Below are 26,696 nucleotides of genomic sequence, written 5' to 3'. Positions count from 1 at the left end.
TGAGCAGGGGCTGCCACTGGCGGGCCACCGGTGCCAGCTCCTTGTGCTCTTCGAGCCAAAGGCCCCACTGTTGGTGCTGCTGCTTGAGCAGTTCCACCTGTCGGCTCTGCTCGCGCCAGCCTTGCTCCAGCGTGAGTTGCACTTCCCGCTCCTGTGCCCCCTCTTGCTGGATCTTCTGCAACTGTTGCACTTTCTCCCTGATGCGGGTATCGAGCTCTTGTGCCCGCTTGAGTTCGGGTTGCAGGGCACCCCATTCCCGCTCGGCGGCGATCTTCTCCGCCAGCAACTGCTGTTCGGTCAGCGCGCTCTGCTGGGTCTGCTCTTCGAGCTTGGCCAGCTCCGGGCCCAGCTCGGCGATCACCTTCTCCTGCTGCTGCACTTCCAGAGTGAGGCGGGCCAGCTCGTCGTGATCGGCGCGGGCTACCTGGGCCTGTTCGGCACGGGCAAACTCCTCACGCTCGGGGGCCGCGGCGCCGTGGGCCTGCAGGGCGGCATCGAGCGCCGCCTGTCCCTCGGCGCAGCCCTGCAACTGGGCGGCAATGCGGCTGTTGAGGTCGCGCAAGTCCTGCATCAGCTGCTGCTGTTGCTGCTCGTGCTTGAGGGTGGTGGAGAGGCTCACCTGCTGGCTTACCCACTGTTCGCGGGTGGCCTCGTCCATCAGTGCCACGTCGCCGAGGCGCTGGGCGATGGTGGCCAGCTTCTGCTGCTCTTCCCGCGCCCGTTCATAGGTCTGGATGGAGATGGCGGAGTAGAGTTCGGTGCCGGTCATCCGTTCGAGCAGGGCGGAGCGCTCGTTGGCATCCGATTTGAGGAAGGCGGCAAATTCCCCCTGCGGCAGGATCACCGCGCGGCGGAACTGCTCCCAGGAGAGGCCCACCAGCTCGTCGATGCGATCCTGCAGCTCCCGTTTGCTGCCGGAGAAAACTTGCCCGGACTCCACATCGGTCAGGGTGCGCTCTTGCGCCTGAAAACGTCCCTCCGAGCGGTTTCGCGCCCGGCGCACCGCCCAGCGGGCCAGCCAGATGCGGCCATCACAGCCACGAAACTGCACCTCGGCAAAACCGCTGGCGTGGCCGCGACTGAGGATGCCTCGTACGTCGTTGGCCTTGAGCTTCTCTTCATCATCCATGCGACCCACTTCGGCCACGTTCTTGCGATTGGCGATAAAGCGCGGCATCTCGTCGTAGAGGGCCAGACAAATGGCGTCGAGCAATGTGCTCTTGCCCGCGCCGGTATTGCCGGTGATGGCAAACAGACCGGCGGCGCCGAGCGCCCCCCTGGTAAAGTCGATGGTGAAGGGGCCGGTCAGACTGGCCAGATTCTCACCTGACAGAGACAAGATTTTCATTGGTTTGACTCCTTCACCTGCTCCAGGACCTCTTCAAACGAGGCAACCAACTTGGCCTCGGGTTCCCCCTCGAACTGGCGCTGATAGCAGAGGCGAAACACCTCGGTGGGGGAGAGTTCATCGAGCCTGCGCCGCTCGCGACCATCGGCCAGCCCTTCTCCCGAGCCCTGATACTGGGTGCTGATGCGGGCCAGGCGTACCGGCTTGTCTGCGATGGCCGCCAGAATCCGTTCGCGGATGCGGGCCTCGGGCTTGGGCAGCAGCAGCCGCACTTCGAGGAAGGGTTGTGCCTCTTGTGGGCAAGCAGGCAGCTCGAGCGATGCGATGGCGTTCAGCGCGTCGTCGAGGGTGCTCTGGGGCAGGCGGATCATCTCCACCGCGCGTGGCACCGGGATCCGCTCCAATCCGGTCAGTTTGCCTTCTGCAAAGGTCACTTCCAGCACCTGATGGTTGTAGTTCGCTTCGGCAAGCGAAAGCGGCAGCGGCGAGCCGCTGTAGTGCACCCCTTCGGCCGGGCTCTGGGCCAGATGGAGGTGACCGAGCGCCGTGTAGTCGGCACCGGCAAACAGGTCGGCAGGCAGGGCGTGCTGGTTGCCGCCGAGCACCCGCCGCTCCGACAGCTCCGAGAGCTGGCCCGCCGCCAGATAGGCGTGGCCCATGGCGATGAGCGGCAGATCCTCCCCGCAGCGGGCGCGCCCTTCGGCCAGTACCTCGGCGTAGACCTGTCGAACCCCTTCGATCAGCCTGTCTTGTCCTTCTTCCAACGACTCTACCCGCAGGTCACTACTGCGCAGGAACGGCACGGCGGCGCACCAGGCGGCGATCTTGCCCTCCCGGTCTTGCAGCGGTACCAGCAGGCGGTCGGTCTCGAGCTTGCCCTCACTGTCGCGGCTGATACTGCCCACCAGATGCAGATCAAAGGCTCGCAGCAGCTCGTGGGGGGCATCGAGCTTGGAGGGGGAGTCGTGGTTGCCGCCGATCAGCACCATGTTGAGTTGGGGCATCTCGGCGCGCAGCCGCGCCAGAAAACGGTAGAGCTGTTGCCAGGCGCTGGCGGGGGGATTGGCGGTATCAAACAGATCACCCGCCACCAACAGGGCGTCGATCTCGCGCGCCTTGAGGGTGTCGCTCAGCCAGTTGAGAAAGGCATCGTGTTCAAAACGGCGGTCATGACCATGGAGTTGATGGCCAAGGTGCCAATCGGCGGTATGGAGGATTTTCATTGGAAAGCAGCCCGGTTGCAGGGACGGTGCCTGTGGCACCCGATGGAGACAAGATGAGGATGCCCCGTGCTTTTTTCAAGTAAAACAGGGGGCTGGCATCGATTCAGGCAGGTTCGCAGCACATCCGGTATTGGGGGTGGCCGGTGAGGGGATCGGACTCCTCGGCCTCAATGACAAAGCCGTGGCGGCGATAGAAACGCACCGCCTGATCATTCTCGACAAAGACCCGGGCGTGGAGCGACGCCCCCTGACGCTTGGCCTCCTGCAGCAGGGCGTGGCCGACGCCGCGGCCCTGACGGTCGGGGCGTACGAAGAGGGCGGCGAGATAGTTGTCCACCATCGCCATGAAACCGAGCAAATCGCCGCGTTCCTCGAACACCCAGATGGCGGCGCGATCGAGATAGCGGGTACGAAGATCCTCCTGGGCCTGCCACCAGCAGGAGGCATCGACGAAATCGTGGGCCTGCAGGGAGGCCAGCAACCAGATTTCGACGATCTCTTCCATGTCTTCCGGGCGACTGGGCCGCAACATACCTTCATCCTTATTAACAATTTACTTTCGCAGTCTAGGAGAACTTGATGAACAAACAGGTGACATAAATGAGACCCTGTGAGGTCGATCGCCCTTTATTTAGCGAGAATGATTGGCTGATCACAAAGCGCCTCTCTAGTACAATGCCCGCCGGACAATCTAGAGACCGAGGACGCCATGTGGTTTAAAAACCTGCAGATTTATCGCTTTACCCGCCCCTTTGACCTGACCGTGGATCAGCTGGAAACCCAGCTGGAAGCCTGTGCCTTCACCCCTTGCGGCAGTCAGGACATCTCCCGTTTCGGGTGGGTCAAGCCCCTTGGCAAATTCGGCTCAACCCTGACCCACTCTGCCTCCGGCCACATCCTCATCTGCGCCCGCAAAGAGGAGAAGATGCTGCCCGGTACCGTGGTCAAGGAGATGCTGGCCGAGAAGGTAGAGGCGATCGAGTTCGAACAGGGACGCGCCCTCAAGAAGAAAGAGAAGGAGGCGCTGAAAGAGGAGATCCTCCACACCCTGCTGCCCCGTGCCTTCAGTCGTACCAGCCAGACCTTCGCCTGGATCAATCCGGCCGACAATTTGATGGTGGTGGATGCAGGTTCTGCCAAGAAGGCGGACGATCTGCTGGCACTGTTGCGCAAATCCATCGGCTCCCTGCCGGTGGTGCCGGTGGCCCTCAAGAACCCGCCCGAAATCACCATGACCGAGTGGCTGAACGAGGGCAACCTGCCTGCTTCGTTCACCCTGGAAGATGAAGCCGAGCTGCGCAGTGCCATGGAGCACGGTGGCATCATCCGCTGCAAGCAGCAGGATCTGATGACGGATGAAATCAAGAACCACCTGGCCAACGACAAGCTGGTGACCAAGCTGGCCCTCAACTGGGGCGAGACCGTTAGCTTCGTGCTGGGGGATGATCTCTCCATCAAGCGCCTGAAATTCAGCGAAGAGCTGCGCGAGCAGAACGACGACGTCACCAGCGAAGATCCGGCCGCCCGTCTGGATGCGGACTTCGCCCTGGTCACCGCTGAGCTGTCCCAGTTTATCCCGGCGCTGTTTGCCGCCCTGGGTGGCGAAGAGCAGTCCATCTAACCGGACTTGCGCCTGTTTGGCCTCTGCCATCCCATCGTAAAAGCCGCCTTCGGGCGGTTTTTTTATATCTGTTACGGATAGCCATTATTGATAGATGAGTAAGATATTGATCTTGTTCAATAACTTGAGCTATCAGCGCCAATCGTGACATAGTCCCTCTTCATGGTCATAAAACAGACAAGGAGAGTGTCATGTTGCGCAAACCTCTGGGGCTGGCTGTCGCCCTTGCCCTGCTGGCCGGTTGTGCCAGTGACAACGGCTTTCACTACACCCCGCCAGCCCAGACCCTGATCGCACCCGAAGCCGCCAGTGGCTGGACCGACAAACAGGGCTGGCAGGGCCATGACTTCATGGTGGCGGCCGCCAACCCGCTGGCGGTGGATGCGGGCTACCAGATCATCAAGGCCGGTGGCAGTGCCGTCGATGCCGCCATTGCGGTGCAGCTGGTGCTGACGCTGGTAGAGCCGCAATCTTCCGGGATCGGTGGCGGGACGCTGCTGCTGGTGTGGGATGGCCACAAGGTGAGTGCGGTGGATGGCCGCGAGACGGCGCCGGCTGCCGCCACCGACCAGCTGTTTATGCAAGATGGCAAGCCGCTGGCGTTTTATGACGGGGTGGTCGGGGGTCGCTCGGTCGGCGTTCCCGGCACCCTGCGCGCTCTGGCACTGGCCCATCAGCGTTATGGCAAGCTGCCCTGGGCTGCGCTGTTCGAGCCCGCCATCACGCTGGCAGAACAAGGATTTGTGATAAGTCCACGGCTGGCCACATTGCTGGCCAAGGATCCCTATCTGGCACGGGATCCGCAGGCGCGAGCCTACTTCTATCAGGCGGATGGCAGCCCCAAAACGGCGGGCACCCGGCTGACCAACCCGGCGCTGGCCAGGGTGCTGCGCACTCTGGCCACAGAGGGGGCGGATGCCTTCTATCGGGGGACGCTGGCGGATGCCATGGTGGCCAAGGTACGCCAGCATCCCACCAATCCCGGAGTACTGGCGGCCACCGATCTGGCCAGCTATCAGGCCAAACTGCGGGATGGCCTCTGCTTTGACTATCGCCAGAGCAAGATCTGCGGCTTTCCCACTCCCTCGTCCGGCACCCTGGCGCTCGGCCAGATCTTCGGCATGCTGGAGAGCCGCGATATGGCAGCCCTCAAGCCGATCACCACGAAGGAGGGGGAACTGGCTGCCTCCAGCGAGGCCATCCACCTCTACAGTGAAGCGGCGCGTCTGGCCTTTGCCGATCGCAACCAGTACGTCGCCGACAGCGATTTTGTCAGCGTGCCGGTGAAGGGGCTGCTGGACAAGGGCTATCTGGCCGAGCGCGGCAAACTTGTCGGTCAGCACTCCATGGGGATTGCCAAGCCCGGTACGCCGCCGCTGGCGCTGGCGCGCGGCAAGGATGCGACCCCCGAACTCCCCTCTACCAGCCATGTCTCGATTGTCGACAAGGCGGGGATGGCCATCTCCATGACCAGCTCCATCGAGGATGGTTTCGGATCGCGCCAGATGGTCAACGGCTACCTGCTCAACAACCAGCTCACCGATTTTTCCTTCACCTCGGTGGATGCCGCCGGTCTGCCGGTGGCAAACCGGGTGGAGCCGGGCAAGCGGCCCCGCTCCTCCATGTCACCCCTGCTGGTGTTTGACAAGCCAAGTGGCGAGCTGACCATGACGCTGGGCTCGCCGGGGGGCTCCGCCATCATCAACTACGTGGGTAAGACCCTGCTCGGCACCCAGGATTGGGGCCTGAACCTGCAACAGGCCATCAACCTGCCCAACTTTGGCAGCCGCAACGGCCCCACCGAGTTGGAAGCGGGACGCACCCCCATGTCGGTGGTCGAGGGATTGAAGGCGAAGGGACACGAAGTGGTATTGAACGAGCAGACCTCCGGCCTGCAGGGGGTTGAGCGCAACGCTGGCGGCTGGTTTGGCGCAGCGGATCCGCGCCGGGAAGGGATCGCCAAGGGGGAGTGAGGTTCCCATAGCAACAAGGCCAGCATGATGCTGGCCTTGTTGCTGATGGTGCATGGCAGAGCGAGTTACTGGATACCCAGCAGCTCCACATCAAAGATCAGGACTGATCCCGGCGGGATTTTGCCAGCGGCGCGGTCGCCGTAGGCGAGGTTGGCAGGGATGTAGAAACGGGTCTTCTCACCTTCCACCATCAGCTGCACCCCTTCGGTCCAGCCAGCGATCACTTGATTGAGGCCAAATTCGATGGGCTCGCCACGGGCAACCGAGCTGTCAAAGACGGTGCCGTCCAGCAGCTTGCCCTCGTAATGCACCTTCACCTTGCTGGTGGCGGTGGGGTGAACGGTGCCAGTGCCCGGGGTCAGCACTTCGTACTGCAGGCCGGAGGCGGTGGTGGTCACCAGCGGCTTCTCCTTGTTGCTGGCGAGGAACTCGGCGCCAATTCGCACGTTGTCGGCCGCCAGCTTCTTGTTGTTGCTGCTGGAGTAGAAGTAGTAGGCCACACCGGCGATGAGCAGTGCGATCAGTATGAATTTCATCGGTTTTTCCTGTTCCATGAAATGTAAAAAGTGCAATGAGGACGCCATCTTATCGCGCACCGCCCCTGATGGCGAGCCACAGGGCGGGAGGATGTGAGCGGGCAGGCAAAGCTCGGAGACGCAGACGCAAAAAGGGGCGAGTCGGTGACTCGCCCCTCGTCATGGCGGCGGCGCTTACTTGGCGGCCACCATCATCAGGGCGGGCAGGGCGAAGAAGAGACCCGCCACATAACCCAGAGCCAGCAGCTTGTTCTCGCTGCCGACCCGTGCCAGCCCCTCGGCGGCGCGTACCGGCAGGTCGCGCAGGAAGGGGATGCCATAGATGATGACCACGGCAAAGAGGTTGAACAGCACGTGGACCAGCGCGATGGTCAGGGCCAGCTGGGCACCGGCTCCACTGATGGCGGTGGCAGCCAGCAGGGCGGTGATGGTGGTCCCGATATTGGCCCCCAGGGTGAAGGGGTAGAGCTGACGGGTGCTGAACACACCGCCGCCGGCCAGCGGGATCATCAGGCTGGTGGTGGTGGAGGAGGACTGCACCATGATGGTCACCAGCGCACCGGAGGTGATGCCGGTCAGCGGGCCACGGCCCAGCGCCTTGTGCAGCACCTCTTTGGCGCGGCCAACCAGTACCTGTTGCAGCACTTTGCCGAGATAAGTGACGCAAGCGAGGATCAGCAGGATACCGATGATGATGGTCGCGATGGCGGCACCCTTGCCCGGCAGGAAGGCAACGGCGCTGTCAATCAGCTGCTGGGCCGGTGCGGTCAGCGGCTTCATGAAATCCATGCCCTTCATCGACATGTTGGCGGAGCCTACCAGCAGGTTGGCCAGCCACTCGGCGCTGTGTTGCAGCAGACCGAACATCAGTTCCAGCGGCAGGAAGATGAACACCGCCAGCAGGTTGAAGAAGTCGTGCACGGTGGCGGCGGCGAAGGCGCGGCGGAACTCGGCGCGATCCCGCACATGGCCCATGGAGACGATGGTGTTGGTGATGGTGGTGCCGAGGTTGGCACCCATCACCATGGGGATGGCCATGCTGATGGGCAGGCCGCCAGCCACCAGACCAACGATCACCGAGGTGACGGTGCTGGAGGATTGCACCAGCGCGGTAGCGAGAATACCCAGCAGCAGGGCGACAAAGGGGTTGTTGGCAAAGGCGAAGATCTGGGCTGCGCCCTCGGCGCCGCCGGAGAAATCTTTGAAGCCGTGGGAGATGGCGCCCACGGCAACCAGGATCAGGTAGACCAGTACGATGACACTCATCCAGTTGAACAGGGCGCGGGTCGCGGGCGGCTGTGACAAGGAGTGATGGTGTTGCATAAAGCCTCTTGAGACGGTCGTTCCGTCTTGGGTTGTTGATGACCCGCGCATTTAATCAATGGTTAATGACAGAAATATGACAACGTGACATTTCGATGATGTTTTTATGACGACGAACTGCGGCGACAGGCGCTGACCGAGTCGGTTGGCTCAGGGGTAGCAAAAGGGGGGGCGAAAGCACTGCCGTCTTGCCAGCCGGGACGTGATCGCTACACTGCGCCCCTTTATTGGCAAGCAGGAGTAAACAAGATGATGCGTGCATGGATCCTCTCTCTGTCGCTGGGGCTGCTCTCGGCAGGGGCACAGGCCAGCCTGTTGAAAACCGACTGCAACCTCGACAAGGCCCTAAAAAACGAAGCGGTGAATGCCACTCTGGGGGTCAAGGGCAACTGTGATACCAGCAAGCTGGTGAAGCAGGAGAAAGAGAAGGTGAAAGCCGAGGTGCAAAAAGGCCGCAACGACCTGCTGGGCGAGAAGCGTGCCGACCTCAAGGAGAGCGGCAACGGTATGCAGCAGAAGATGGACAAGGCAAACCAGCAGTTGCACAAGGCGGAGCAGGATGCCAAGACCATCGCTCGCGATCCGCTCAAGGCTGCGGCGACCGCCGTACTGGATAAGCAGTAAGCAGACCGGGCCCAAGCCCGTGTGACCGGCCACAGACCGGCAGCAAAAAGGGGAGCCATGGCTCCCCTTCTGTCTATCCGTTATCCGCAAAGGATCAGGCGTCAGCTGCTTCCTCGTACTGACGGAACGGGATGCGGAACACCGCCAGACGCAGGAACAGATAGGTTGCGCCGAGGCCAGCCCAGATCAGGCCCAGTTCGAGGGAGCTCTGCTCCAGGTTTATCCACAGAGCACCTATGGTGGCGGCGCCGAGCAGCGGCATCAACAGGTAGATGACGTGATCCTTGAGGGTCTTGTTGCGCTTCTCGCGCACCCAGAACTGACCGATCACCGACAGGTTGACGAAGCTGAACGCCACCAGTGCGCCGAAGTTGACCAGTGCCAGCGCTGTATCCAGATCAAACGACACGGCGGAGAGGGCCAGACCGCCCACCATCAGCACGTTGATGGCCGGAGTGCGGTATTTCGGGTGGATGTAGCCAAACACCCGCTCCGGGATCATGCGATCACGACCCATCACGTAGAGGATGCGCGACACACCGGCGTGAGCAGCCATGCCGGAGGCCAGTACCGCCACGGTGGTGCAGACCAGCACCACGGACTGGAAGAAGGTGCCGCCAACGTAGAGGGCGATCTCCGGCAGTACCGCATCCGGATGCTGGAAGCGGGCAAGGCTCGGGAAGTAGAGCTGCAGGCAGTAGGAGACCACCACGAAGATGATGCCGCCGATAAGGGCCGTCAGCACGATCGCCTTGGGGATCACCTTGCCGGCGTTCGGAGTCTCTTCGGAGAGGGAACTCAGACCGTCAAAGCCCAGGAACGAGAAGCAGAGAATGGTCGCACCGGTAAAGAGCGGTACCAGCTGTGCTGACTCGAAGTGGAACGGACGGCTGCTCATCAGGGTGCCAGCCCCTTCACCGTGGTAGATGCCCCACGCCATCAGGCCGATAAAGAGGGTGATGATGGCCAGCTGGATCACCACGATCAGACCATTGAAGTTGGCGACCAGATTGATGCCACGCAGGTTCAGGAAGGTCATCACGGTCACCAGACCGAAGATGAACACCCAGGGCTCGACGCCCGGGAACATGGCGGTCAGGTAGATCTTGGCCAGCAGAATATTGATCATCGGCATGAACATGTAGTCGAGCAGGGATGACCAGCCGACCATGAAACCGACGTAGGGGTTGAACACCTTCTGGGCATAGGTATAGGCAGAGCCCGCAGAGGGGAACTTGCGTACCAGATGGCCGTAGCTGAAAGCGGTGAGCAGGATGCCACCCAGAGCCAGCAGATAGGCGGTGGCGACCCGGCCATCGGTGATGTCACCGACGATGGCGAAGGTGTCGAAGACAGCCATGGGGGTCAGATAGGCCAGACCCATCACAATCACTTGTGTCAGGGTAAGGGTCTTGAGCAGCTTGGCGTTTTGCGATGCCATTACGCTTTCTCCTCAATCAGTGCCGCAGCACGTGCTTGCAACGAGCGCAGGGATACGATGGATTCGCAAGCCTGTACATCAAGGGCGCCGGGGAGGCGCATACCGGGCTGTACCGGCAGGAAAGCATTAAAACGCCCCATTGTTATCCTCTCAACGTCGGGAGATTGTTTGGCAATCTCGAATATCACTTCCGGAAACGTTCCGGCCTCTTGTGGTGGGTTTGTACTGCACTTCAAAAATACAAAAACCGATGTCGCAGTGAACATCGGTCCTTTATTGGCGGCGTATTGTGCATTCGGTCAGCCCCCTTGACAAGCAAAAAAGGGCGGATTAACGCATTTTTTTGCATACGCACGGGGCAGGTAAGTGGTCACTCGCCCCCTGCAGCCGTCCCCGAGCCGCTCCCCCTTTTTCGGGGGGGGAGAGAACCCTGTCGTGGCGTATGAAAAATCGGCAAATCGGGGCTGCAGGGTGCATAGCGCCTCAACATTGATCCTGATCATATTTGCCGGCGTTCCTCCGGGCTCGAGTCCAGCGAGCTTATCGGCTGGCGGGGGATGGGAGGGGGTGAAGTGGAAAAAGAGAGGTTGCATATCCATTCACATTAATGACTGAGGATAGAAGGCAACGCGGCTTGAGCCATGGCCCGGCGAGCAGCCCGGCTGGGTAGTTATTTGAAATCAGTCACACTTCCTGCAGAAACCGCATTTCTGGCAACCCGTGCAGCTGGCAACCAGAGCATCGCAAAAACAACAAGGAGCCCGCAGGCTCCTTGTTCTCTATCGGGGAGAGGGGCGCCAGTAGTTACTGGGCGATCTCCACCTTGTCGGCAGTATGCAGCGGGATGCGGAACACGGTGAGGCGCAGGAACAGGTAGATGGCCCCCAGCGCCGCCCAGATCAGCCCCAGCTCGAAGGAGGAGGGCTCGAGGTTGAGCCACAGTACCCCGATGCAGGCGGCGCCACAGAGCGGCAGCAGCAGGTACATCAGGTGGTCCTTGAGACACTTGTTGCGGCCCAGCTTCACATAGAAGTGGGCAATCACCGCCAGGTTGACGAAGGTGAAGGCCACCAGGGCGCCGAAGTTGATCAGCGCCAGCGCCATCTCCAGATCCAGCGACACCGCAGAGAGGGCCAGCAGGCCGACCAGCAGCACGTTGAACGCCGGGGTCTGCCACTTCGGATGGATGTAGCCGAAGAAGCGGGCAGGCAGGGCGCGATCACGACCCATCACGTAGAGCAGTCGCGATACACCGGCGTGGGAGGCGAGCCCCGAGGCCAGCACCGCCACAGTAGTGCAGACCAGCACCACCGCCTGGAACAGCTTGCCGCCGACATAGAGGGCGATCTCCGGCAATACCGCATCCGGATGCTGGAAGCGGGAGATGTCCGGGAAGTAGAGCTGCAGGAAGTAGGAGGTAGTGACGAACAGCACACCGCCGATCAGCGCCGTCAGCACGATGGCGCGGGGGATCACCCGATCCGCGTCCGGGGTCTCTTCCGACAGGGTACTGATGGCATCAAAACCGAGGAACGACAGACAGAGGATGGAGGCCCCCATCAACAGCGGCGATACCTGGATCTGCTCGGAGAAGAAGGGACGGCTGCTGGTCACGGTCCCCAACCCTTCACCGTTGTGCACGCCCCAGGCGATCAGGCCGATGAAGATGGCGATGATGCTGAACTGCATGACGACGATGAGGCTGTTGAAGTTGGCCACTAGCTTGATGCCGCGCAGGTTGAGGGCGGTCATCACCGCCGCCAGACCGAAGATATAGGTCCAGGGCTCTACGTTCGGGAAGAGGGCTTCCAGATAGATCTTGGCCAGCAGCATGTTGATCATCGGCATGAACATGTAGTCGAGCAGGGAGGTCCAGCCCACCATAAAGCCGACATAGGGGTGAAACACCTTCTGGGCATAGGTATAGGCGGAGCCAGCCGACGGGAACTTGCGCACCAGATGGCCGTAGCTCAGGGCAGTGAACAGCATGCCGATGAGGGCAAACAGGTAGGCGGTCGGCACATGGCCTTCGGTGATTTCGGTAACGATGCCGAAGGTGTCGAACACCGCCATGGGGGTGAGGTACGCCAGTCCCATAACCACGACCTGCCACAGTTTGAGGGTCTTTTTCAGACCAACCTGCTGGGCCGCCATTATGCATGTTCCTCATGCAGTGCCAGAGTGGCACGGTCCATCAACGAAACCGGGAGAGAGGCCCGGGAATCAAGGGCGCCAGGGCGGCGCACACCGGCCATGGCCGGTTGGAAAGCATTGAGATGCCCCATGTTGTTCCTCACTAGACTTGGTGTCGGGAGACTGCTGCCAATCTCGCTATCTTTTCCGGGGGTGATCCGGCCTCGTTTATGGGTGTGTTCACTGTCTAAAAAAGAACCGATGCCATTGTTTTACATCGGTTCTTTCAGTGGCGGCGCATTGTGCATTTGCAGGGCCCCCTTGACAAGAAAAAAAGGGGGCAAAATTGCATTTATTTGCACAGGTAAGTGGTCACTTTCCTGCTGGTCAGGCCAGCACGGCCTCCAGTGATTTTTCAAGGAGTTGCAACCCCTCGTCAATCACTGCCGCAGGGGCTGTCAGGGGGGCGAGAAAACGGATGACATTTGCGCGCACCCCGCATGAGAGCAGGACCAGACCGCGTTTGCCCGCCTCGGCCACCAGACGTTTGGTGAGGTCGGGATCGGGCTGGCTGGCATCACGGCGTTTCACCAGCTCCATGGCCACCATGGCACCGGGGCCGCGAATTTGACCTATGCAGTCAAAACGCTCGGCTATGCGTTCCAGCCCCGCCTTGATCTGCTCCCCCTGATCCAGCGCTTTCTGGTTGAGTTTCTCCTCGTCGATCACCTGCAAGACCGCCAGCGCGGCGGCGCAGGCAATGGGGGATCCCGCATAGGTGCCACCCAGACCACCCGGCTTGGCCGAGTTCATGATCTCCGCCTTGCCCACCACGGCTGAAAGGGGGAAGCCGCCAGCCAGACTCTTGGCCAACGTCATGATGTCCGGCTCGATACCGGCATACTCGGTGGCGAAGGTCTTGCCGGTGCGGCAAAAACCGCTCTGGATCTCGTCGCAAATCAGCAGAATGCCGTGCTGGTCGCAGACGCTGCGCAGCTTCTGCATAAAGCTCGGGGAGGCGGGATAGAAGCCCCCTTCGCCCTGTACCGGCTCGATAATGATGGCGGCAACGCGGGAGGGTTCTATGTCGGCGCTGAAGCAGAGCTCGAGGGCGTGCAGGGCATCCTCTTCACTCACCCCGAGATAATCGGCGGGGAAGGGGATGTGGTAGACCTCGCCCGGGAAGGGGCCAAAGCCGGTCTTGTAGGGGACCACCTTGCCGGTGAGCGCCATGCCCATCATGGTGCGACCGTGAAAGCCCCCCTTGAAGGCGATGGTGCCGCTGCGCCCGGTGTGGGCGCGGGCAATCTTGATGGCGTTCTCGACCGCTTCGGCACCGGTGGAGAGAAACAGGGTGCGCTTCGGGGTCGGGCCGGGTACCAGGGCATTGAGCTTCTCGGCAAGCTCGATATAGCCGGGGTAGGGGGTGACCTGAAAGCAGGTGTGGCTGAACTTTTCCAGCTGCTCACGCACCGCCGCCACCACTTTCGGGTGGTTGTGGCCGGTATTGAGCACGGCGATACCGGAGGCAAAGTCGATGTAGCGGTTGCCCTCCACATCCCACAACTCGGCATTTTGCGCCCGGTCGATGAAGACCGGCAGCAGGGTGCCGACGCCGTTGACCACGGCCGCTTCGCGGCGCGCTTGCCACGCCTTGTTTGATTCTGACTGACTCATCTTTCCTCCCTGAGGGGCCGCAGCCCCCGATATTCCCTGAAAATGTGGCAGGCGTTTTGGCGCCCATCACCACCGATCAGCCCATCGGGCCAGATCGGCGGCGCCTTGTCTCTCTGTTGCTGCCCTAGCGAATGGCGCCAAAGCAGAGGTATTTGGTCTCCAGATACTCCTCCAGCCCCTCGGCGGCCCCTTCCCGGCCCAACCCCGACTCCTTGATCCCGCCAAAGGGGGCCAGCTCGGTCGAGATGATCCCCTCGTTGATGCCGACCATGCCGTATTCAAGCTGCTCGGCGACGCGCCAGACACGGGCGATATCGCGGCCATAGAAGTAGGCGGCGAGCCCATAAGGGGTATCGTTAGCCAGCGCGATGGCTTCAGCTTCCGTCTCGAAGCGCACCAGCGGGGCGACCGGGCCGAAGATCTCCTCCTGCAGGATGGGGTTGGTTTTATCCACCTTGCCCAAAATGGTGGGGCGGTAGAAGAGGGGGCCGGCGGGGTGGGCTTCCCCTCCCAGCAGCACTTCGGCACCGCTGGCGACCGATTGTTGCACCAACTCGGCCACCTTGCTGGCGGCAGCCGGGTTGATAAGCGGGCCGATCTGGGTGCCTTCCGCCATACCATCTCCCACCTTGAAGGCCTTGACGGCGGCAGTCAGCTTCTCGGCGAAGGCGTCATAGACGCTGGCCTGCACCAGAATCCGGTTGGCGCAGACGCAGGTCTGCCCGGCGTTGCGGTATTTGGAGGCGAGCGCCCCGGCCACCGCGGCATCAAGGTCGGCGTCGTCAAAGACGATAAAGGGGGCGTTGCCACCCAGCTCCAGCGATAGCTTCTTCATGGTGTCGGCGCACTGGCGCATCAGCAGCTTGCCGATGCGGGTGGAGCCGGTGAAGGAGAGCTTGCGCACCACCGGATTGCTGCACAGCTCGTTGCCCACCGCGCTCGCCTGATGGCTGGTGACGATATTGATGACACCGGCGGGGATCCCCGCCTGCTCGGCCAGGGCGGCCAGTGCCAGCGCGCAGAGCGGGGTTTCTGCGGCGGGCTTGATGACGATAGTGCAACCGGCGGCCAGCGCCGGGCCCGCCTTGCGGGTGATCATGGCAATGGGGAAGTTCCACGGAGTGATGGCGGCGACCACGCCCACCGGCTGCTTGATGGTGGCCAACCGGCGATCACCGCTAAAGCCCGGGATGGTGCGGCCATAGGCGCGCTTGCCCTCCTCGGCGAACCACTGGATAAAGCTGGCGCCGTAAGCCACCTCGCCCTTTGCTTCCGCCAGCGGCTTGCCCTGCTCGCAGGTCATGATGCGGGCCAGCTCGTCGCTGTGGGCGGTGATGGCGGCAAACCAGGCGTAGAGCTTGTTGCTGCGCTCCTTGGCGGTCAGCGCTGCCCAAGCGGGTTGCGCCGCGTGGGCGGCCGCGATGGCGCGGCGGGTATCCTCGGCATCCATGTCGGGCACCTGGGTAATGACGGCACCGCTGGCGGGGTTGGTGACCTCGAAGGTGCGGCCGCTGGCGGCCTCGCACCACTGTCCATCTATATAGGCGCGGGATGTGATCAAGCTGGAGTGGGATGTTGTTCCTGACATGAGAAGCCTCGAGTGTGGGTCAGAGCAGCTGGTTGCCGGAGTGAGCCGACCCTTCCTGCGCCGCTGCCGTATAAAATAATAAGCACAGGAAGACCATAATTTGAGCTGAAATGTTTTTCAAGTGTTAAATATATTTGAATTGCTGGGGGGCGCCATGCTAGAAAATGGGCTGTGTAGCGCGCTTTCTCCGGTTCGCTTGCAGGCTGTAAGTGGGCAGACGACCGGGGGATGGTAAATCAGGTGTACAAAATAATGAACGGTTTTGCTGTGTAACATAGTGAACGGCAAGGGAAAGCTGGTCGGCTATTTTAACCAGCAGGGTAAACAGGCAGCGCCTGATCCGATGCGATCACGCGCAAGCAGGAGAGGCTGATGATGCAAGGATGCAGACATGGCGCAGCAGGGGGCTTGTCATGAGCGGGCCACAGAGCCGGGAAGGCGTGGCTCGACCGTTGAGTGGGGCTGACGCCGGGGCGCGCACCATGGGGGAACGGCTGGCGGCGGTGCGCCATCAGCTGGGGCTCTCACAGCGGCGGGCGGCCGAGCTGAGCGGCCTGACTCATGGCGCCATCTGCATGATCGAGCAGGACAAAGTGAGCCCCTCGGTCGCCTCCCTGCAAAAGCTGCTCACCATCTATGGCCTGCCGCTGTCGCGCTTTTTCGCCGAGGAGGAGAGCCGCACTCCGGAGGTGGTGATCAAGGCTGATCAGCTGATCGAGCTGGGCAGTCAGGGGGTCTCCCTCAAGCTGGTGCACAACGGCAACAACCGCCGCCAGCTCGGCTTTATGCTGGAGACCTATCCCCCCGGCACCGACACCGGCGGTCAGGTGACCCATCAGGGGGAGGAGGTCGGCACTGTGCTGGAGGGGTCGGTGATCCTGACGGTGGCGGGCCAGAGTTATCAGCTGGAGGCGGGCGACAGCTATGTGATCGACACCGGCGAGCCCCACAGCTTCAGCAATCCGTCGGGGGAGACCTGTCGCATCGTCAGCGCCCACACCCCGGCGAGCTTTTAATCCTGACAGTAGTTTGGCAACCGAACCGGTAAGGAAACAGGGATCATGACCGAACATGTAAACAGTTACTACGCAGCCAGCGCCAATAAACACGCGCCCTATCCGACACTGACCGAGCAGCTGGAGTGCGATGTCTGCGTCATCGGGGCGGGCTATACCGGCCTCTCCAGCGCCCTGCATCTGGTAGAAAAGGGTTACAAGGTGGTGGTGCTAGAGGCAGCCCGTGTCGGCTTTGGCGCCAGCGGCCGCAACGGTGGCCAGATCGTCAACTCCTACAGCCGCGACATCGACACCATAGAAGCGAACTGCCCGCCGGATCAGGCCAGGCTGCTCGGTTCCATGTTGTTTGAGGGGGGACAGATCATCCGCGAGCGGATCAAGCGCTACAACATCCAGTGCGATCTGCAGGAGGGGGGCGTCTTTGCCGCCGAGACCGAGAAGCAGCTGCACGAGCTCAAATCCCAATACGCCCGCTGGCAGAAGTGGGGCAACGACCAGCTGGAGCTGCTCGATGCCAAGGGGGTGCGCGAGGTGGTGGCGAGCGATCGCTATGTCGGCGCCCTGCTCGACAAGAGCGGCGGTCATATCCACCCCCTCAACCTGGCGTTGGGGGAGGCTGAAGCCATCCGCATCCAGGGTGGGCTGATCTTCGAACAATCCGCCGTCACCAGTATCACCCCGGGGCAGCCAGCCTTGGTCAAGACCGCCAAGGGGGCGGTGAAGGCGCGCTTTGTGGTGGTGGCGGGCAATGCCTACCTCGGCAATCTGGTGCCGGAACTGGCCAGCAAGAGCATGCCCTGCGGTACCCAGGTGATCGCCACCGAGGTACTGGGAGAGGAGCGGGCCCGTTCACTGCTGCCGCAGAACTACTGTCTGGAGGATTGCAACTACCTGCTCGACTACTACCGTACCTCCGGCGATCACCGGCTGCTCTATGGCGGCGGCGTGGTCTATGGGGCGCGGGATCCGGCGGATATCGAGCGGCTGATCATCCCCAAGATGCTCAAGACTTTCCCGCAGCTGGCCGACGTCAAGGTGGAGTACACCTGGACTGGCAACTTCCTGCTCACCCTGTCGCGGCTGCCGCAGTTTGGTCGCATCGGCCCCAACATCTACTACATGCAGGGCTACAGCGGCCACGGTGTCACCTGTACCCATCTGGCGGGCAAGCTGCTCTCCGAGGTGCTGAGCGGTCAGGCCGAGCGCTTCGATGCCTTTGCCAAACTGCCGCACTACCCCTTCCCGGGTGGCCGCCTGTTCCGCATCCCCTTCACCGCTGCGGGCGCCGCCTGGTACACCCTGCGCGACCGCTTGGGGGTATAAGAGCTACCCAGCGAGAAATGTGGGCTGGTGGGTGCCGCTTAGATAACGCTGACGCCAGCACCAATACCGGAAACAACAAGGCCACCGCGAGGGTGGCCTTGTTGTTTATCAAGCAGCAGCGCGCTGATTAGCTGTAGAAGGCTTCAACGGTGCCCTTGAGCTTGATCAGGATGGGCTGACCACGGCGATCCAGCGCTTTGGGGGAGGGGATCTTCACCCAACCTTCGCTGATGCAGTACTCCTCGACATCGGTGCGCTCTTTGCCGTTCAGGCGAATACCGATCGGGTGCTCGAAGCAGGCGGCCACATAGTGAGGGCTGCGGGGATTGCAGGAGAGGTGATCCGGCAGAGCCGGTTTGGTGCTGGTATCGCTCATCGATATAACCCGAAATGAATAAAAAGTGGGTCATTGTAGAGAATGCCGCCATGGCATTCAAGGCGGCCCAATACCGGCCAAGGCGGGCGGCCATCTATGTTGGCGCTCCGCTTATCCCCGTTGCCAATGCATCACCAACTCGGGGTGGCCGCTATGCTCGCACAACTGCTGCTCACCCTCTTTGAAACCGTTGCGGGAATAGAAGCGCCGCGCCTGCTCATTTTCGGCGTAGACCGTCAACTCGAGCCGGTCATATTGGGCTTTGAGGTATTCGAGCAGTTGGCGACCCAGCCCGTGTGATTGGTGATCTGGGGAGATAAACAGGGCGGCAACAGACCCCTGATACCAGGAGATAAAGCCCAGTAGCTGTCCATCCTCCTCATAGACCCAGCTCTTGCTGGCGGGCAGATAGATGTCCCGCATCGCTGCCCGTTGCTCATGCCAAAAGGCGGCGGGAATAAAGTCGTGGGCTTTTACCGATGCCTGATACCAGAGCTCGACGGCGACATCCAGATCGGTTGTTAATAATGGACGGATCATAGTGGCCTCGACTGTGAAGAGTGGTCGCACGATATGCCCGCTCCATGTCGTGTTATCGGGCATATCGTTTATCGCAGGCTGACTCCTATTTGCGGGTCAGCTTGTCGAGGTAGCCCATGGCGAAGGCCGAGAGGACAAAGGTGATGTGGATCAGCAGGTACCACTTGATCTTGTCGTTGGGGAGGTTTTCGGCATTCATAAACACTTTGAGCAGGTGAATAGAGGAGATGGCGACAATGGAGGCGGCGACCTTGTTTTTCAGAGAGCCGGCATCGAGCTTGCCGAGCCACACCAGTTTGTCGCCCTCATCCCCGACATCGAGGCGCGAGACGAAGTTCTCATAGCCGGAAAACATCACCATCACGATAAGTCCCCCCACCAGGGTGATATCGATCAGCGACAGTGTGACCAGCACCAGATCCACCTCTTTCATCTCCAGTATGTTGGGCAGGATATGGAGGATCTCCTGAAAGAATTTCACTCCCAGTGCCAGCAGTATGAGGCTGAGCCCAAGATAAATGGGGGCCATGATCCAGCGGGATGCGTACATCAATCTTTCAAACATGTTTTCCATAGTGCGATTACAGGTCCATCAAATGGTTAACAAACGAGTCGGCCATAGCTTAACCGAGATGCCTCACATCTCAAGCATCTCGATAGCATATTGCTGAATTGGGTGGTGTCAGGCAGGAGTTTTTAACCCTGGGTAGGGCAGTGCTGCGGGTGGCAGAGGGCCCGTGGTCGGGCCTATCCGGTGTCAGGGAAGGTCCAGTGTAAAGCGGGCGCCGCCGAGGGGGGATTCATCGACCCGGATCTGGCCGCCGTAGCTGTGGACGATTTCGGTCACCACTGCCAGACCTATGCCCTGACCGGGTGAACTGTCTGCCCGCACGCCGCGCTGGAAGATCTGCTCCGATTTGGCCGGATCGATACCCGGGCCATCATCTTCCACTTCGATGCGCAGCCGCTCGAGATGGCGGCGCACCGTCACCTTCACTTCGCTGATGGCAAACTTGCAGGCATTGTCGAGCAGGTTACCCATCAGCTCCATCAAGTCACCCTGTTCGCCGTGAAAGAGAGCGTCATCATCGAACTTGAAGTGGGTTTGCAGCTTTTTGTGGCGATAGACCTTGGTCAGGCTGGCCAGCAGTTTTTCAATCAGCGGCACCGGCTCGGTGCCCTTGCTGGCAAGGCGCTGGCGGCCGGTAACGGCCCGTCTGAGCTGATACTGGATCATCTGATCCATGGTGAGGATCTGCTCGTTGATGTTGTCGTGGATCTCCCGCCCCAGCTTCACTTCGCGGGTAGTGATCTGGATCAGCGCCAGCCGGGTTTTCAGGCTGTGGGCGAGATCGTTGAGGGCGTGCTGGTAGCGCTGGGTCTGCTGGCGTTCGTTCTCCAGCAACTGGTTGATGGAGTCGGTCAGCGGGGCCAGCTCCCGCTCAAAATCGCTCGAGAGGTCATCGCGCTTGCCGGCCCGGATATCGTCGATCTGACGGGCGATGGTGCGCAGTGAGCTGAGGCTCCAGAAGGTGGTGAGCAGCAGTAGCCCGGCCAGCAGCATATAGGCGAGCAGCGCCTGTTTGGCGGTCTGGTAGAGGTAGGTGCGGGACTCTTCGTGATAGCGTTTGGCCGAGTCGATCATCACCACGTAGTAGGCGGTGGTGCCGCTGCCGGGATTGCGGATAAACCGCAAGCTGTAGACGAAGTAGCTCTCGCCGTTCTTGATGGTGTGCTTCTTGAAGAAGTAGTCGAGGTCCATCCCCCCCAGATACTTCATCAGATCGCCGCAAATGGTCTGTTTGGCCTTGATCACCTCCGGCATATGGAGGCTCGACCAGACCAGATCGCCATCGGCGCGGCAGATCAGGGTATCGAGGTTGCGATCCCCCGCACCGCGGGATATCCGCCCCAGCTCGACGTTCGACCCCTTGTCATCCGGCTCGGTGGAGGAAAACAACTTGGCCAGGTTCTCCTGCATCCGGGCGCTGGCCTTCTGGGTCTGCTCCTCGACGTGACCAAGATAGAGGGCGTAGACGGCAAACCCCATGATCAGCGCGATGACCAGCAGCGAGCTGAGCAGCAGTTTGATGTGCAGTGAGCTGCGGATCATCTTGATGGGGCGCGGCAGATGAAACTGCATCAGTTACAGGAGAGGTTGAAGATATAACCCTGACGCCGGATGGTGGAGATGGGTTGAATCGTCCCCTCCGGATCCAGCTTCTTGCGCAGGCGGCTTACCATCACCTCGATGGTGTTGGGGTCCCCTTCGCCGTCACCGTAGAGCTGGTCGAGCAGTTGCTGCTTGGAGACCACCTGACGGGCATTGCGCATCAGGTACTCCAGAATGAGGTATTCAAAGCTGGTGAGCACCGCCACTTCACCGGCGATGGTCAGCTCCTTGCGGGAGAGATCCAGCTCGTAATCACCGGCTTTCACCCTGGGCGAGATAAAACCGGCGCTGCGGCGCACCAGCGCATTGAGTCGGGCCAGCAGCTCATCTTTCTGGAACGGTTTGACCAGATAGTCATCAGCACCCGCTTCCAGTCCTTCGACCTTGTCCTGCCAGTTGCCACGGGCGGTCAGCACAATGATGGGGAAGGGGATCTGCCGTTCGCGCAGTTGCCGGATCAGTTGCAGGCCGTCCATATCGGGCAGACCGAGGTCGATGATGGCCACATCAATGGGATAGTCGGCGGCGTAGTGCAGTGCAATCCCGGCCTGGTCGGTGCTGTAGACCTGATTGTCGGCTTCGGTCAGCAGAGAGGAGAGGTGGTGATTGAGCAGCTTGTCGTCTTCGACCAACAGAATTTTCATGATGTGAGCGGTCATAGGGATCCAGGCTGTCAATTAGAAAGTGTATGTCGCTTCGAGTCAATTCGAATCCTAATGCATCCCGGCTGTATCGGGACTGAATCAGCGGGACTTCAGAGTTCGCGCCAACTGGTCGTTTAACCATGGTCCGGGTTGTCGATGGCCTGCTGGTCGGCAGCCATGTTGCGAAAGGTTTGGTGTGATGAGAGAGATGGCCGGGAGGCTGCTGACGCGACTGCAACAGCGTGAGCGCAGCGATCTCCTCTATATTGTCTGGCTCTGCTGGGGGGCAGCCTTGCTGCTCTACGTGCTGGGGTCGCCCTGTTTTCTGTGGCCAGTGGCGCCGATGCCGCTGGTTCTGCTTGTGTGGTTGGTGGAGAGAGTACGGATGTTTGGAAGAAACAAAGGTGGTGCGGCTACTGGGTCGGCCGGCGCCACCGTGATTGCAGCCGGGGCCCGCTTCAAGGGCGAGTTGCAGGTGGAGGGGGATCTGGAGGTGCGCGGTCAGATCAATGGCACCATCCAGCTCATCGGTGGTGTGCTGCGCATCATGGAGGGCGGTAGCGTTGAGGGAGAGGTAAGTGCGCCCCACGTGATCATCAATGGTCTGCTGGAAGGCACCTGTACCTCTGCCGAGGTGGAGATCCTGGAGAGCGGCAAGATGCAGGGGATCTTCAAGGGGGGCAGTCTCTCCATCTGCAAGGGCGGCAACTTTGTTGGCCAGTCCCAGCCCACCGTGGCCGGCAAGGCCGAGCCCGTGTTGCAAGCCTTGTCTGAAAACAGTTCGTCCGGGAGCAAGCAGCCGGAGAGCAAGAACAATGTGAAAAAGCTGCCGCACGAGCCGAAAGGCAAGCCGACCGAGGAGCTGGCCAAGCAGGCGTGATGCCGTTTGCCAGCGGTGCAGATGACGGTGGTTCAGGAAAACAGAGAGGGGGCCACGATGGCCCCCTCAGCATTTCTTTGTTACCCGTTAGCTGCGGCGCGGCGGCAGCATATTGGTGAGGGTGTTGTCTTTGAGAATATGGTGGTGATAGAGGGCCGCCACCGTGTGCAGGCCTATCAGGGCGTAACCGATATTGCCCAGCGTCTCGTGCACCTCCTTGATCAGCCCCTTGAGATCCGGACTTGGGGAAAGCAGGGCAGGCAGCTCAAGCCCGAAGAAGGGGATGGGCTTGCCCGCGGCGCTCAGCAGCAGCCAGCCAAACAGCGGGGTGAGAATGAGAAAACCGTAGAGGGCGAAGTGGGCCAGTTTTGCCAGCTTGTGCATGATCGGGGAGAGCTCGGGCACGATACGCGGTGTCGGGCTCATCCAGCGCAGGGCCAGTCTGACAAACACCAGGGCGAAGATAAGCAGCCCCAGCATAAAGTGCCACTCCTTCATCAGATCCCGGCCAGGGTCCCCTTTGGGGAAGATATCGCGAAATTCGATCAGGGCGTAGACGGCGATCATGGCCCACAGGGTCAGCCAGTGCAGCCCGATATTCAGGGTGCCATAACGTTGTTCACTGTTCATCAGCATAGGTTTGTTCCTTCGAAGTGCTGTCACATCCGTGTGGTATCCCCGCACTCAAACGTGTCGGAGCGAGGCCAGATCCTTTGGCGGCAACAGGCTGGCTGCCATGCTTGCCATCAACCGGCAGCCTGCGGCTGGCCTCAGTCAGAGAGGAGATGCCCTCTGCTGTCTGCATGGTATCACTGGCAACCGGGGGGATAGTCTGATCAATGCCACACAATTTACAGGCTCATTAAGCCCCTTGTGACGTGAAGAAGGCGTGAAATAGCATCAGTGATGTCAGCCCGCCCAGGTTCAGGCAGGCTCGATGGCCAGCACCAAGCAATCCGGCTCGCTGATGCGAAAACGGACGTTGCAGTCAAACAGCCGCACCCCGTACTCCTTCTCATCGGGCTTGCCCTTCTTGTAGGCGGGGCGCGGATCTTGCGCCAGCACTTCGCTCACCAGCTGGCGCAGCTCGGGATGGGCCTTGAGCCAGGGTTGCAACTGCTGCTCGGCCTCGGCACTGAAGCTCACCGCCAGCGGCGGGGTGGGGGCGTCGGGGGCAAAACCGCCACGGGCATCCGGCAGGCTGTCGGCATAGGGAATGTAGGGCTTGATATCGACGATGGGGGTGCCATCGAGCAGATCCACCGCCCCCAGCTCCAGCCACAGCTTGCCCCGCTCGCGACCAATCCCGTGCAGCTCGACCACCGAGAGACCTAGCGGATTGGGGCGGAAGGTGGAGCGAGTGGCAAAGACGCCGACCCGCTCGTTGCCGCCAAGGCGCGGCGGGCGCACCGTCGGGTGCCAGCCCTGCGCCATGGTCTGGTGAAAGACGAAGCTTAGCCACAGATGGGAGAACTGCTCGATGCCGCGCAGCACATCCGGCTGATCGTAAGGGGGGAGCAGCTCGAGGCGGGCGCGGGCCGATTTGACCAGTCCGGGCTGGCGGGGGATGGCGAACTTCTCCTTGTAGGGAGAGCGGATGATCCCGAGGGTGTCGATTTCGAACTTCATGGCGGATCCTGACTGAAAACCCCGGCAATTTAGCACAGGCGGCCCCAAAACGCAGGCTTGGCCTCATTACGCCAATTTCTACGGCGCTGCCGTGATCCCTGTCCCATCCCGGCCAGTCGGGGGCTGTGCCCGCACGCCAAGTTGCGTAGGGTGGAGGCATTGGCGTGTCAGGATGAAATGTGCGCACTCGCGCCGAAGGGGGAGGGAGAGGGATGAAATTGCTGATTATCGGTGGCACCGGCTTTTTGGGGCGCCACCTCACCGCGCTGGCGCTGGATTGGGGCCATGAAGTGACTCTGTTCAACCGTGGCCTGCACCAGCATCCGGACTGGCGCGATCTGGTGCAGCTCACCGGTGACAGGGACAAGAGCCTGAGCGCCCTGCAAGGGGCCGGGTTGCAGTGGGATCTCGTCATCGATACCTGCTGCTATCGCCCTGAGCAGGCGGCGAGCCTCTCGGCAGCTTTGCTCGGGCGCTGCGCGCGGCTGATCTTTATCTCCACCATCAGCGTCTATCGCGATTTCTCAATGCCTGGGATGAATGAGTCGGCGCCGCTGCATGCTATCCCCGAAGGTGAAATGCCCACTGACTATGGCCCCCTTAAGGTGTTGTGCGAGCAGGAGTATCGCGCCCGCTGGGGTGAGCGGCTTTGCATCCTGCGCCCGGGCGTGTTGTGCGGCCCCCATGATCCTACCGGGCGCATGGCCTGGTGGATTAAGCGGGTGCAGCAGGGCGGGCCCTGGTTGCTGCCGGGCAGTGGCGAGGATCGCTTGCAGTATCTCGATGTGCGCGACTGCGCCGAGTTTGTGTTGCGCGCGGCCGAGCAGCAGTTGGGGGGCATATTCAACCTGCTCAAACCCGGCATTACCCTCTGCGACTGGCTGGAGCGGCTGAGCGCCCGGTTGCAGCCCGCCCGCCCGATCCTGCCCGAGTGGCTGCCTTGGTCGACCCTGATGGCGGCCGGAATTGAGCCCTGGCAGAGCTATCCCACCCTCTTGCCCTGCGCGCAGGCGGAGTTTGCCGGTTACGGCTCTATAAGCGCCGAGGCGGCCATCGTCCACGGGTTGAACTTCCGGCCGCTGGAGGAGACCGCCGCCGACCTTGCCCACTGGCTGGCCATCGAGCCTGCCGCCGGGGTGGCGGAACATGCCATGACTCTGTCCCAGGAGGACTTGCTGCGTCAGCAGTTGCTGGAGCCCATCGTGTTATAAGAGATTGGCGTGCTTATCGTGCCGCTGCTGCCGAGTGTGGCGCGGCAGGTGTGAACACAACGAGAGAGGGCATCCTGCGGGATGCCCTCTCTGTCTATCCATGCCTGATGGTTGCCGAATACAGGCTGACGCGATTCCCCGTCCCATCGCTGTCGCTCACCGAGTTAGCGGATGGCGGCCCCAGCGGCTACCAGCAGCTCTTTCAATATGGTGCGATGGCAGCGGGACTCCTGCTCGCAGTAGCAACCCACCGACAGATTGGTGGTGTGTGAGAGGGCGGCCAGCAGCGCCAGATCATGCCTGGCGGCAGGTGGCGCCATCTCGGCCTTGTACTGTTTGCCAAACGCCGCCCACTGAGCCGGTGTCTCGGCTGCCTGCCCCAGCTTCATGGTCTCGCTGCTGGGGGCCAGATTGGGGAACCAGACATCGTACCAATGCTGGCTGGCAAATTCGCTCTTGGGTATGCCGCGGGGCGGGCGGCGCACCGTGCCGATCCGCAGCCCCTCATCGGGCAGGCGCGGGCTGCCAAGGCGAACGATAGCGAGGGCCATGACAGCGGGTTACTTCTCTTCGGCCACTTTCAGCGCCTGCCCGTAGCAGATCACCTGTTTCAGACAGCCCGGGGTGTCGCTGAACTCGGCGCATTTGTCGATGGTGACGCCGTTGCCACCCATGTCGGCCGCGCGGCGGCGGGCCAGGGTGCGCGCTTCACCTGCGTTGGGCACCGGCTGGTTGGCATCGACCTGGCAGGATTCACCCTCGATAGTGCCGAGGTAGAGGTAGTTGAGGTCAGCCAGCTCATCCTGTTCATAGATGCGCACGCTACCGGGTTTGAAGTATTCGTCGAAGTTCTCTTTATCCAGATTGCTGTTGAAGGCGTAGTTGGCACAGCCGGAGGCAATCAGGGGCATCATCAGGATCAGGCGTTTCATCGTCTCGTATCTTGTGTCGGTGATGAGGACAGTAGAAATGCGCAGGCGCTCCATGTCGGCATCTTGTTGAATAATGAGGGGGACATTATAGGGGCCAGCCGCCTGCGGCGACCAGCCCCGTTTTGCGCCCGGTTGTCGGGGTGTGACCCCCATCAGGCTGATATCAGCCTGATATCAAACAGGAGCCAGTCGCTGATAGAGGCTGCGGTAGTAATCATCGCCCAGCAGCTCGTCATGAGGGGCGCAGAGGCGGATCTGTCCCTCTTCCATCAGGGCAATCCGGTCCATCTGCTCCATCCCCAGCAGGCGGTGGGAGATAAGCAGCAAGGTGCGATCTGCTCCAAGCTTGAACAGCAGATCCATGATCTCCCGCTCGGTCTGACTGTCGAGCCCTTCGGTCGGCTCGTCCAGCAGCCAGAGTGGCGCATCGTGCAGCAGGGCGCGGGCGATGCCGATACGGCGACGCTCACCACCGGAGAGGGGGC

Annotated in this window: 27 protein-coding genes; 7 read left to right on the top strand and 20 right to left on the bottom strand. The window is 61.3% G+C overall.

The annotated features are described in order from the left end of the window. The 3 genes from L972_RS22080 to L972_RS20090 form a co-directional block, all read right to left on the bottom strand. On the bottom strand, positions 1 to 1,348 hold a 1,348-nt coding region (locus L972_RS22080), incomplete at its 3' end, for an AAA family ATPase (protein WP_047440615.1). Then, entirely contained in the window at positions 1,345 to 2,571 is a 1,227-nt protein-coding gene (locus L972_RS20095; protein ID WP_047440601.1) for an exonuclease SbcCD subunit D C-terminal domain-containing protein, read from the bottom strand. The genes L972_RS20095 and L972_RS22080, both read right to left, overlap by 4 nt. A gap of 103 nt (positions 2,572 to 2,674) precedes the next feature. Beyond that, positions 2,675 to 3,103, bottom strand: a complete 429-nt coding sequence (locus L972_RS20090; RefSeq protein WP_040065867.1) for a GNAT family N-acetyltransferase — start codon at positions 3,101 to 3,103, stop codon at positions 2,675 to 2,677. A gap of 177 nt (positions 3,104 to 3,280) precedes the next feature. On the opposite strand from L972_RS20090, the gene rdgC reads away from it, so the two are divergent. Together rdgC and ggt are read left to right on the top strand one after the other, a co-directional pair. Continuing rightward, positions 3,281 to 4,192, top strand: a complete 912-nt coding sequence (rdgC, locus tag L972_RS20085) for a recombination-associated protein RdgC (protein ID WP_005347467.1) — start codon at positions 3,281 to 3,283, stop codon at positions 4,190 to 4,192. 191 nt (positions 4,193 to 4,383) lie between these two features. Then, the gene (gene ggt, locus L972_RS20080) at positions 4,384 to 6,165 is read left to right on the top strand and encodes a gamma-glutamyltransferase (RefSeq protein ID WP_047440598.1); all 1,782 of its coding nucleotides are present in this window, start codon (positions 4,384 to 4,386) and stop codon (positions 6,163 to 6,165) included. Between the two features lie 65 nt (positions 6,166 to 6,230). On the opposite strand, the gene L972_RS20075 is transcribed toward ggt, so the two are convergent. Both L972_RS20075 and L972_RS20070 read right to left on the bottom strand, forming a co-directional pair. Continuing rightward, positions 6,231 to 6,701, bottom strand: coding sequence for an FKBP-type peptidyl-prolyl cis-trans isomerase (locus L972_RS20075; RefSeq protein WP_005347462.1), 471 nt, complete (start codon positions 6,699 to 6,701; stop codon positions 6,231 to 6,233). A 174-nt stretch (positions 6,702 to 6,875) separates the two neighbouring features. Next, positions 6,876 to 8,024 (bottom strand): sodium:phosphate symporter, encoded by a 1,149-nt coding sequence (locus tag L972_RS20070; RefSeq protein WP_042052672.1) that lies wholly within the window; start codon positions 8,022 to 8,024, stop codon positions 6,876 to 6,878. Positions 8,025 to 8,273: 249 nt separating this feature from the next. Between L972_RS20070 and L972_RS20065 the strand changes: the two genes are divergently transcribed. Next, on the top strand, positions 8,274 to 8,648 hold the full coding sequence (locus L972_RS20065; protein WP_005359057.1) for a hypothetical protein: 375 nt from the start codon (positions 8,274 to 8,276) through the stop codon (positions 8,646 to 8,648). Positions 8,649 to 8,742: 94 nt separating this feature from the next. Here L972_RS20065 and L972_RS20060 read toward each other — a convergent pair whose 3' ends face one another. The 5 genes from L972_RS20060 to L972_RS20040 all read right to left on the bottom strand — a co-directional run bounded on the left by L972_RS20060 (position 8,743) and on the right by L972_RS20040 (position 15,487). Continuing rightward, positions 8,743 to 10,089, bottom strand: a complete 1,347-nt coding sequence (locus tag L972_RS20060; RefSeq protein WP_021230506.1) for an APC family permease — start codon at positions 10,087 to 10,089, stop codon at positions 8,743 to 8,745. Continuing rightward, positions 10,089 to 10,355, bottom strand: coding sequence for a hypothetical protein (locus L972_RS20055; protein ID WP_021230505.1), 267 nt, complete (start codon positions 10,353 to 10,355; stop codon positions 10,089 to 10,091). Before L972_RS20055 ends, L972_RS20060 begins: the two co-directional genes overlap by 1 nt. A 538-nt stretch (positions 10,356 to 10,893) precedes the next feature. Then, on the bottom strand, positions 10,894 to 12,243 hold the full coding sequence (locus L972_RS20050) for an APC family permease (protein WP_047440595.1): 1,350 nt from the start codon (positions 12,241 to 12,243) through the stop codon (positions 10,894 to 10,896). 366 nt (positions 12,244 to 12,609) lie between these two features. Further along, positions 12,610 to 13,899, bottom strand: coding sequence for a 4-aminobutyrate--2-oxoglutarate transaminase (gene gabT, locus L972_RS20045; protein WP_047440593.1), 1,290 nt, complete (start codon positions 13,897 to 13,899; stop codon positions 12,610 to 12,612). A gap of 124 nt (positions 13,900 to 14,023) precedes the next feature. Next, positions 14,024 to 15,487 (bottom strand): NAD-dependent succinate-semialdehyde dehydrogenase, encoded by a 1,464-nt coding sequence (locus tag L972_RS20040; protein WP_047440591.1) that lies wholly within the window; start codon positions 15,485 to 15,487, stop codon positions 14,024 to 14,026. Between the two features lie 413 nt (positions 15,488 to 15,900). Between L972_RS20040 and puuR the strand changes: the two genes are divergently transcribed. Both puuR and L972_RS20030 read left to right on the top strand, forming a co-directional pair. Continuing rightward, positions 15,901 to 16,503: an HTH-type transcriptional regulator PuuR gene (puuR, locus tag L972_RS20035; protein WP_047440589.1), complete on the top strand. Its 603-nt coding sequence runs from the start codon at positions 15,901 to 15,903 to the stop codon at positions 16,501 to 16,503. A gap of 45 nt (positions 16,504 to 16,548) precedes the next feature. Further along, positions 16,549 to 17,826, top strand: coding sequence for an NAD(P)/FAD-dependent oxidoreductase (locus L972_RS20030; protein ID WP_047440587.1), 1,278 nt, complete (start codon positions 16,549 to 16,551; stop codon positions 17,824 to 17,826). A gap of 127 nt (positions 17,827 to 17,953) precedes the next feature. On the opposite strand, the gene L972_RS20025 is transcribed toward L972_RS20030, so the two are convergent. From L972_RS20025 to L972_RS20005, 5 genes are all read right to left on the bottom strand, one after another. After that, positions 17,954 to 18,202: a DUF3297 family protein gene (locus tag L972_RS20025; RefSeq protein WP_005338226.1), complete on the bottom strand. Its 249-nt coding sequence runs from the start codon at positions 18,200 to 18,202 to the stop codon at positions 17,954 to 17,956. A 111-nt stretch (positions 18,203 to 18,313) separates the two neighbouring features. After that, positions 18,314 to 18,742: an N-acetyltransferase gene (locus L972_RS20020; protein ID WP_042052680.1), complete on the bottom strand. Its 429-nt coding sequence runs from the start codon at positions 18,740 to 18,742 to the stop codon at positions 18,314 to 18,316. Between the two features lie 85 nt (positions 18,743 to 18,827). Next, positions 18,828 to 19,307, bottom strand: coding sequence for a TIGR00645 family protein (locus L972_RS20015; protein WP_230848197.1), 480 nt, complete (start codon positions 19,305 to 19,307; stop codon positions 18,828 to 18,830). Positions 19,308 to 19,499: 192 nt separating this feature from the next. Then, positions 19,500 to 20,885, bottom strand: coding sequence for an ATP-binding protein (locus L972_RS20010; protein WP_005338217.1), 1,386 nt, complete (start codon positions 20,883 to 20,885; stop codon positions 19,500 to 19,502). Then, complete coding sequence (locus tag L972_RS20005) at positions 20,885 to 21,559, bottom strand: response regulator transcription factor (RefSeq protein WP_041201856.1); 675 nt, start codon at positions 21,557 to 21,559, stop codon at positions 20,885 to 20,887. The genes L972_RS20010 and L972_RS20005 overlap by 1 nt, the downstream gene beginning before the upstream one ends. Positions 21,560 to 21,758: 199 nt before the next feature. Here L972_RS20005 and L972_RS20000 point away from each other — a divergent pair, with 199 nt between their 5' ends. Then, on the top strand, positions 21,759 to 22,439 hold the full coding sequence (locus L972_RS20000) for a bactofilin family protein (protein ID WP_047440585.1): 681 nt from the start codon (positions 21,759 to 21,761) through the stop codon (positions 22,437 to 22,439). Positions 22,440 to 22,526: 87 nt separating this feature from the next. Here the strand turns inward: L972_RS20000 and L972_RS19995 are convergent, their stop codons facing one another. Together L972_RS19995 and tsaA are read right to left on the bottom strand one after the other, a co-directional pair. Beyond that, positions 22,527 to 23,075, bottom strand: a complete 549-nt coding sequence (locus tag L972_RS19995; protein ID WP_047440583.1) for a cytochrome b — start codon at positions 23,073 to 23,075, stop codon at positions 22,527 to 22,529. A gap of 288 nt (positions 23,076 to 23,363) precedes the next feature. Beyond that, the gene (gene tsaA / locus L972_RS19990; RefSeq protein ID WP_047440581.1) at positions 23,364 to 24,068 is read right to left on the bottom strand and encodes a tRNA (N6-threonylcarbamoyladenosine(37)-N6)-methyltransferase TrmO; all 705 of its coding nucleotides are present in this window, start codon (positions 24,066 to 24,068) and stop codon (positions 23,364 to 23,366) included. A 212-nt stretch (positions 24,069 to 24,280) separates the two neighbouring features. Here tsaA and L972_RS19985 point away from each other — a divergent pair, with 212 nt between their 5' ends. Next, positions 24,281 to 25,279 (top strand): NAD-dependent epimerase/dehydratase family protein, encoded by a 999-nt coding sequence (locus L972_RS19985; RefSeq protein WP_047440579.1) that lies wholly within the window; start codon positions 24,281 to 24,283, stop codon positions 25,277 to 25,279. A gap of 164 nt (positions 25,280 to 25,443) precedes the next feature. Here L972_RS19985 and L972_RS19980 read toward each other — a convergent pair whose 3' ends face one another. From L972_RS19980 to L972_RS21205, 3 genes are all read right to left on the bottom strand, one after another. Next, the gene (locus L972_RS19980) at positions 25,444 to 25,830 is read right to left on the bottom strand and encodes a DUF488 domain-containing protein (protein WP_047440577.1); all 387 of its coding nucleotides are present in this window, start codon (positions 25,828 to 25,830) and stop codon (positions 25,444 to 25,446) included. Positions 25,831 to 25,839: 9 nt separating this feature from the next. Continuing rightward, complete coding sequence (gene rcsF, locus L972_RS19975) at positions 25,840 to 26,211, bottom strand: Rcs stress response system protein RcsF (RefSeq protein WP_047440575.1); 372 nt, start codon at positions 26,209 to 26,211, stop codon at positions 25,840 to 25,842. 174 nt (positions 26,212 to 26,385) lie between these two features. Beyond that, positions 26,386 to 26,696 (bottom strand): ATP-binding cassette domain-containing protein (locus L972_RS21205; protein ID WP_047440612.1); only part of this gene is annotated, 311 nt, incomplete at its 5' end.

Origin of the sequence: Aeromonas sp. ZOR0001 (assembly GCF_000801015.1) — a bacterium.
GTDB classification, from domain to species: domain Bacteria; phylum Pseudomonadota; class Gammaproteobacteria; order Enterobacterales; family Aeromonadaceae; genus Aeromonas; species Aeromonas veronii.
The sequence above is the reverse complement of the archived record's forward strand: the minus strand, read 5'-3'. Positions and strand labels throughout refer to the sequence as shown.

What these genes read in the sequence shown, in the direction of transcription:
- L972_RS20095 (WP_047440601.1), bottom strand. Translation starts at nt 2,571, where the DNA reads ATGAAAATCCTCCATACCGCCGATTGGCACCTTGGCCATCAACTCCAT.
- L972_RS20090 (WP_040065867.1), bottom strand. Translation starts at nt 3,103, where the DNA reads ATGTTGCGGCCCAGTCGCCCGGAAGACATGGAAGAGATCGTCGAAATC.
- rdgC (WP_005347467.1), top strand. Translation starts at nt 3,281, where the DNA reads ATGTGGTTTAAAAACCTGCAGATTTATCGCTTTACCCGCCCCTTTGAC.
- ggt (WP_047440598.1), top strand. Translation starts at nt 4,384, where the DNA reads ATGTTGCGCAAACCTCTGGGGCTGGCTGTCGCCCTTGCCCTGCTGGCC.
- L972_RS20075 (WP_005347462.1), bottom strand. Translation starts at nt 6,701, where the DNA reads ATGAAATTCATACTGATCGCACTGCTCATCGCCGGTGTGGCCTACTAC.
- L972_RS20070 (WP_042052672.1), bottom strand. Translation starts at nt 8,024, where the DNA reads ATGCAACACCATCACTCCTTGTCACAGCCGCCCGCGACCCGCGCCCTG.
- L972_RS20065 (WP_005359057.1), top strand. Translation starts at nt 8,274, where the DNA reads ATGATGCGTGCATGGATCCTCTCTCTGTCGCTGGGGCTGCTCTCGGCA.
- L972_RS20060 (WP_021230506.1), bottom strand. Translation starts at nt 10,089, where the DNA reads ATGGCATCGCAAAACGCCAAGCTGCTCAAGACCCTTACCCTGACACAA.
- L972_RS20055 (WP_021230505.1), bottom strand. Translation starts at nt 10,355, where the DNA reads ATGTTCACTGCGACATCGGTTTTTGTATTTTTGAAGTGCAGTACAAAC.
- L972_RS20050 (WP_047440595.1), bottom strand. Translation starts at nt 12,243, where the DNA reads ATGGCGGCCCAGCAGGTTGGTCTGAAAAAGACCCTCAAACTGTGGCAG.
- gabT (WP_047440593.1), bottom strand. Translation starts at nt 13,899, where the DNA reads ATGAGTCAGTCAGAATCAAACAAGGCGTGGCAAGCGCGCCGCGAAGCG.
- L972_RS20040 (WP_047440591.1), bottom strand. Translation starts at nt 15,487, where the DNA reads ATGTCAGGAACAACATCCCACTCCAGCTTGATCACATCCCGCGCCTAT.
- puuR (WP_047440589.1), top strand. Translation starts at nt 15,901, where the DNA reads ATGAGCGGGCCACAGAGCCGGGAAGGCGTGGCTCGACCGTTGAGTGGG.
- L972_RS20030 (WP_047440587.1), top strand. Translation starts at nt 16,549, where the DNA reads ATGACCGAACATGTAAACAGTTACTACGCAGCCAGCGCCAATAAACAC.
- L972_RS20025 (WP_005338226.1), bottom strand. Translation starts at nt 18,202, where the DNA reads ATGAGCGATACCAGCACCAAACCGGCTCTGCCGGATCACCTCTCCTGC.
- L972_RS20020 (WP_042052680.1), bottom strand. Translation starts at nt 18,742, where the DNA reads ATGATCCGTCCATTATTAACAACCGATCTGGATGTCGCCGTCGAGCTC.
- L972_RS20015 (WP_230848197.1), bottom strand. Translation starts at nt 19,307, where the DNA reads ATGTTTGAAAGATTGATGTACGCATCCCGCTGGATCATGGCCCCCATT.
- L972_RS20010 (WP_005338217.1), bottom strand. Translation starts at nt 20,885, where the DNA reads ATGCAGTTTCATCTGCCGCGCCCCATCAAGATGATCCGCAGCTCACTG.
- L972_RS20005 (WP_041201856.1), bottom strand. Translation starts at nt 21,559, where the DNA reads ATGAAAATTCTGTTGGTCGAAGACGACAAGCTGCTCAATCACCACCTC.
- L972_RS20000 (WP_047440585.1), top strand. Translation starts at nt 21,759, where the DNA reads ATGAGAGAGATGGCCGGGAGGCTGCTGACGCGACTGCAACAGCGTGAG.
- L972_RS19995 (WP_047440583.1), bottom strand. Translation starts at nt 23,075, where the DNA reads ATGCTGATGAACAGTGAACAACGTTATGGCACCCTGAATATCGGGCTG.
- tsaA (WP_047440581.1), bottom strand. Translation starts at nt 24,068, where the DNA reads ATGAAGTTCGAAATCGACACCCTCGGGATCATCCGCTCTCCCTACAAG.
- L972_RS19985 (WP_047440579.1), top strand. Translation starts at nt 24,281, where the DNA reads ATGAAATTGCTGATTATCGGTGGCACCGGCTTTTTGGGGCGCCACCTC.
- L972_RS19980 (WP_047440577.1), bottom strand. Translation starts at nt 25,830, where the DNA reads ATGGCCCTCGCTATCGTTCGCCTTGGCAGCCCGCGCCTGCCCGATGAG.
- rcsF (WP_047440575.1), bottom strand. Translation starts at nt 26,211, where the DNA reads ATGAAACGCCTGATCCTGATGATGCCCCTGATTGCCTCCGGCTGTGCC.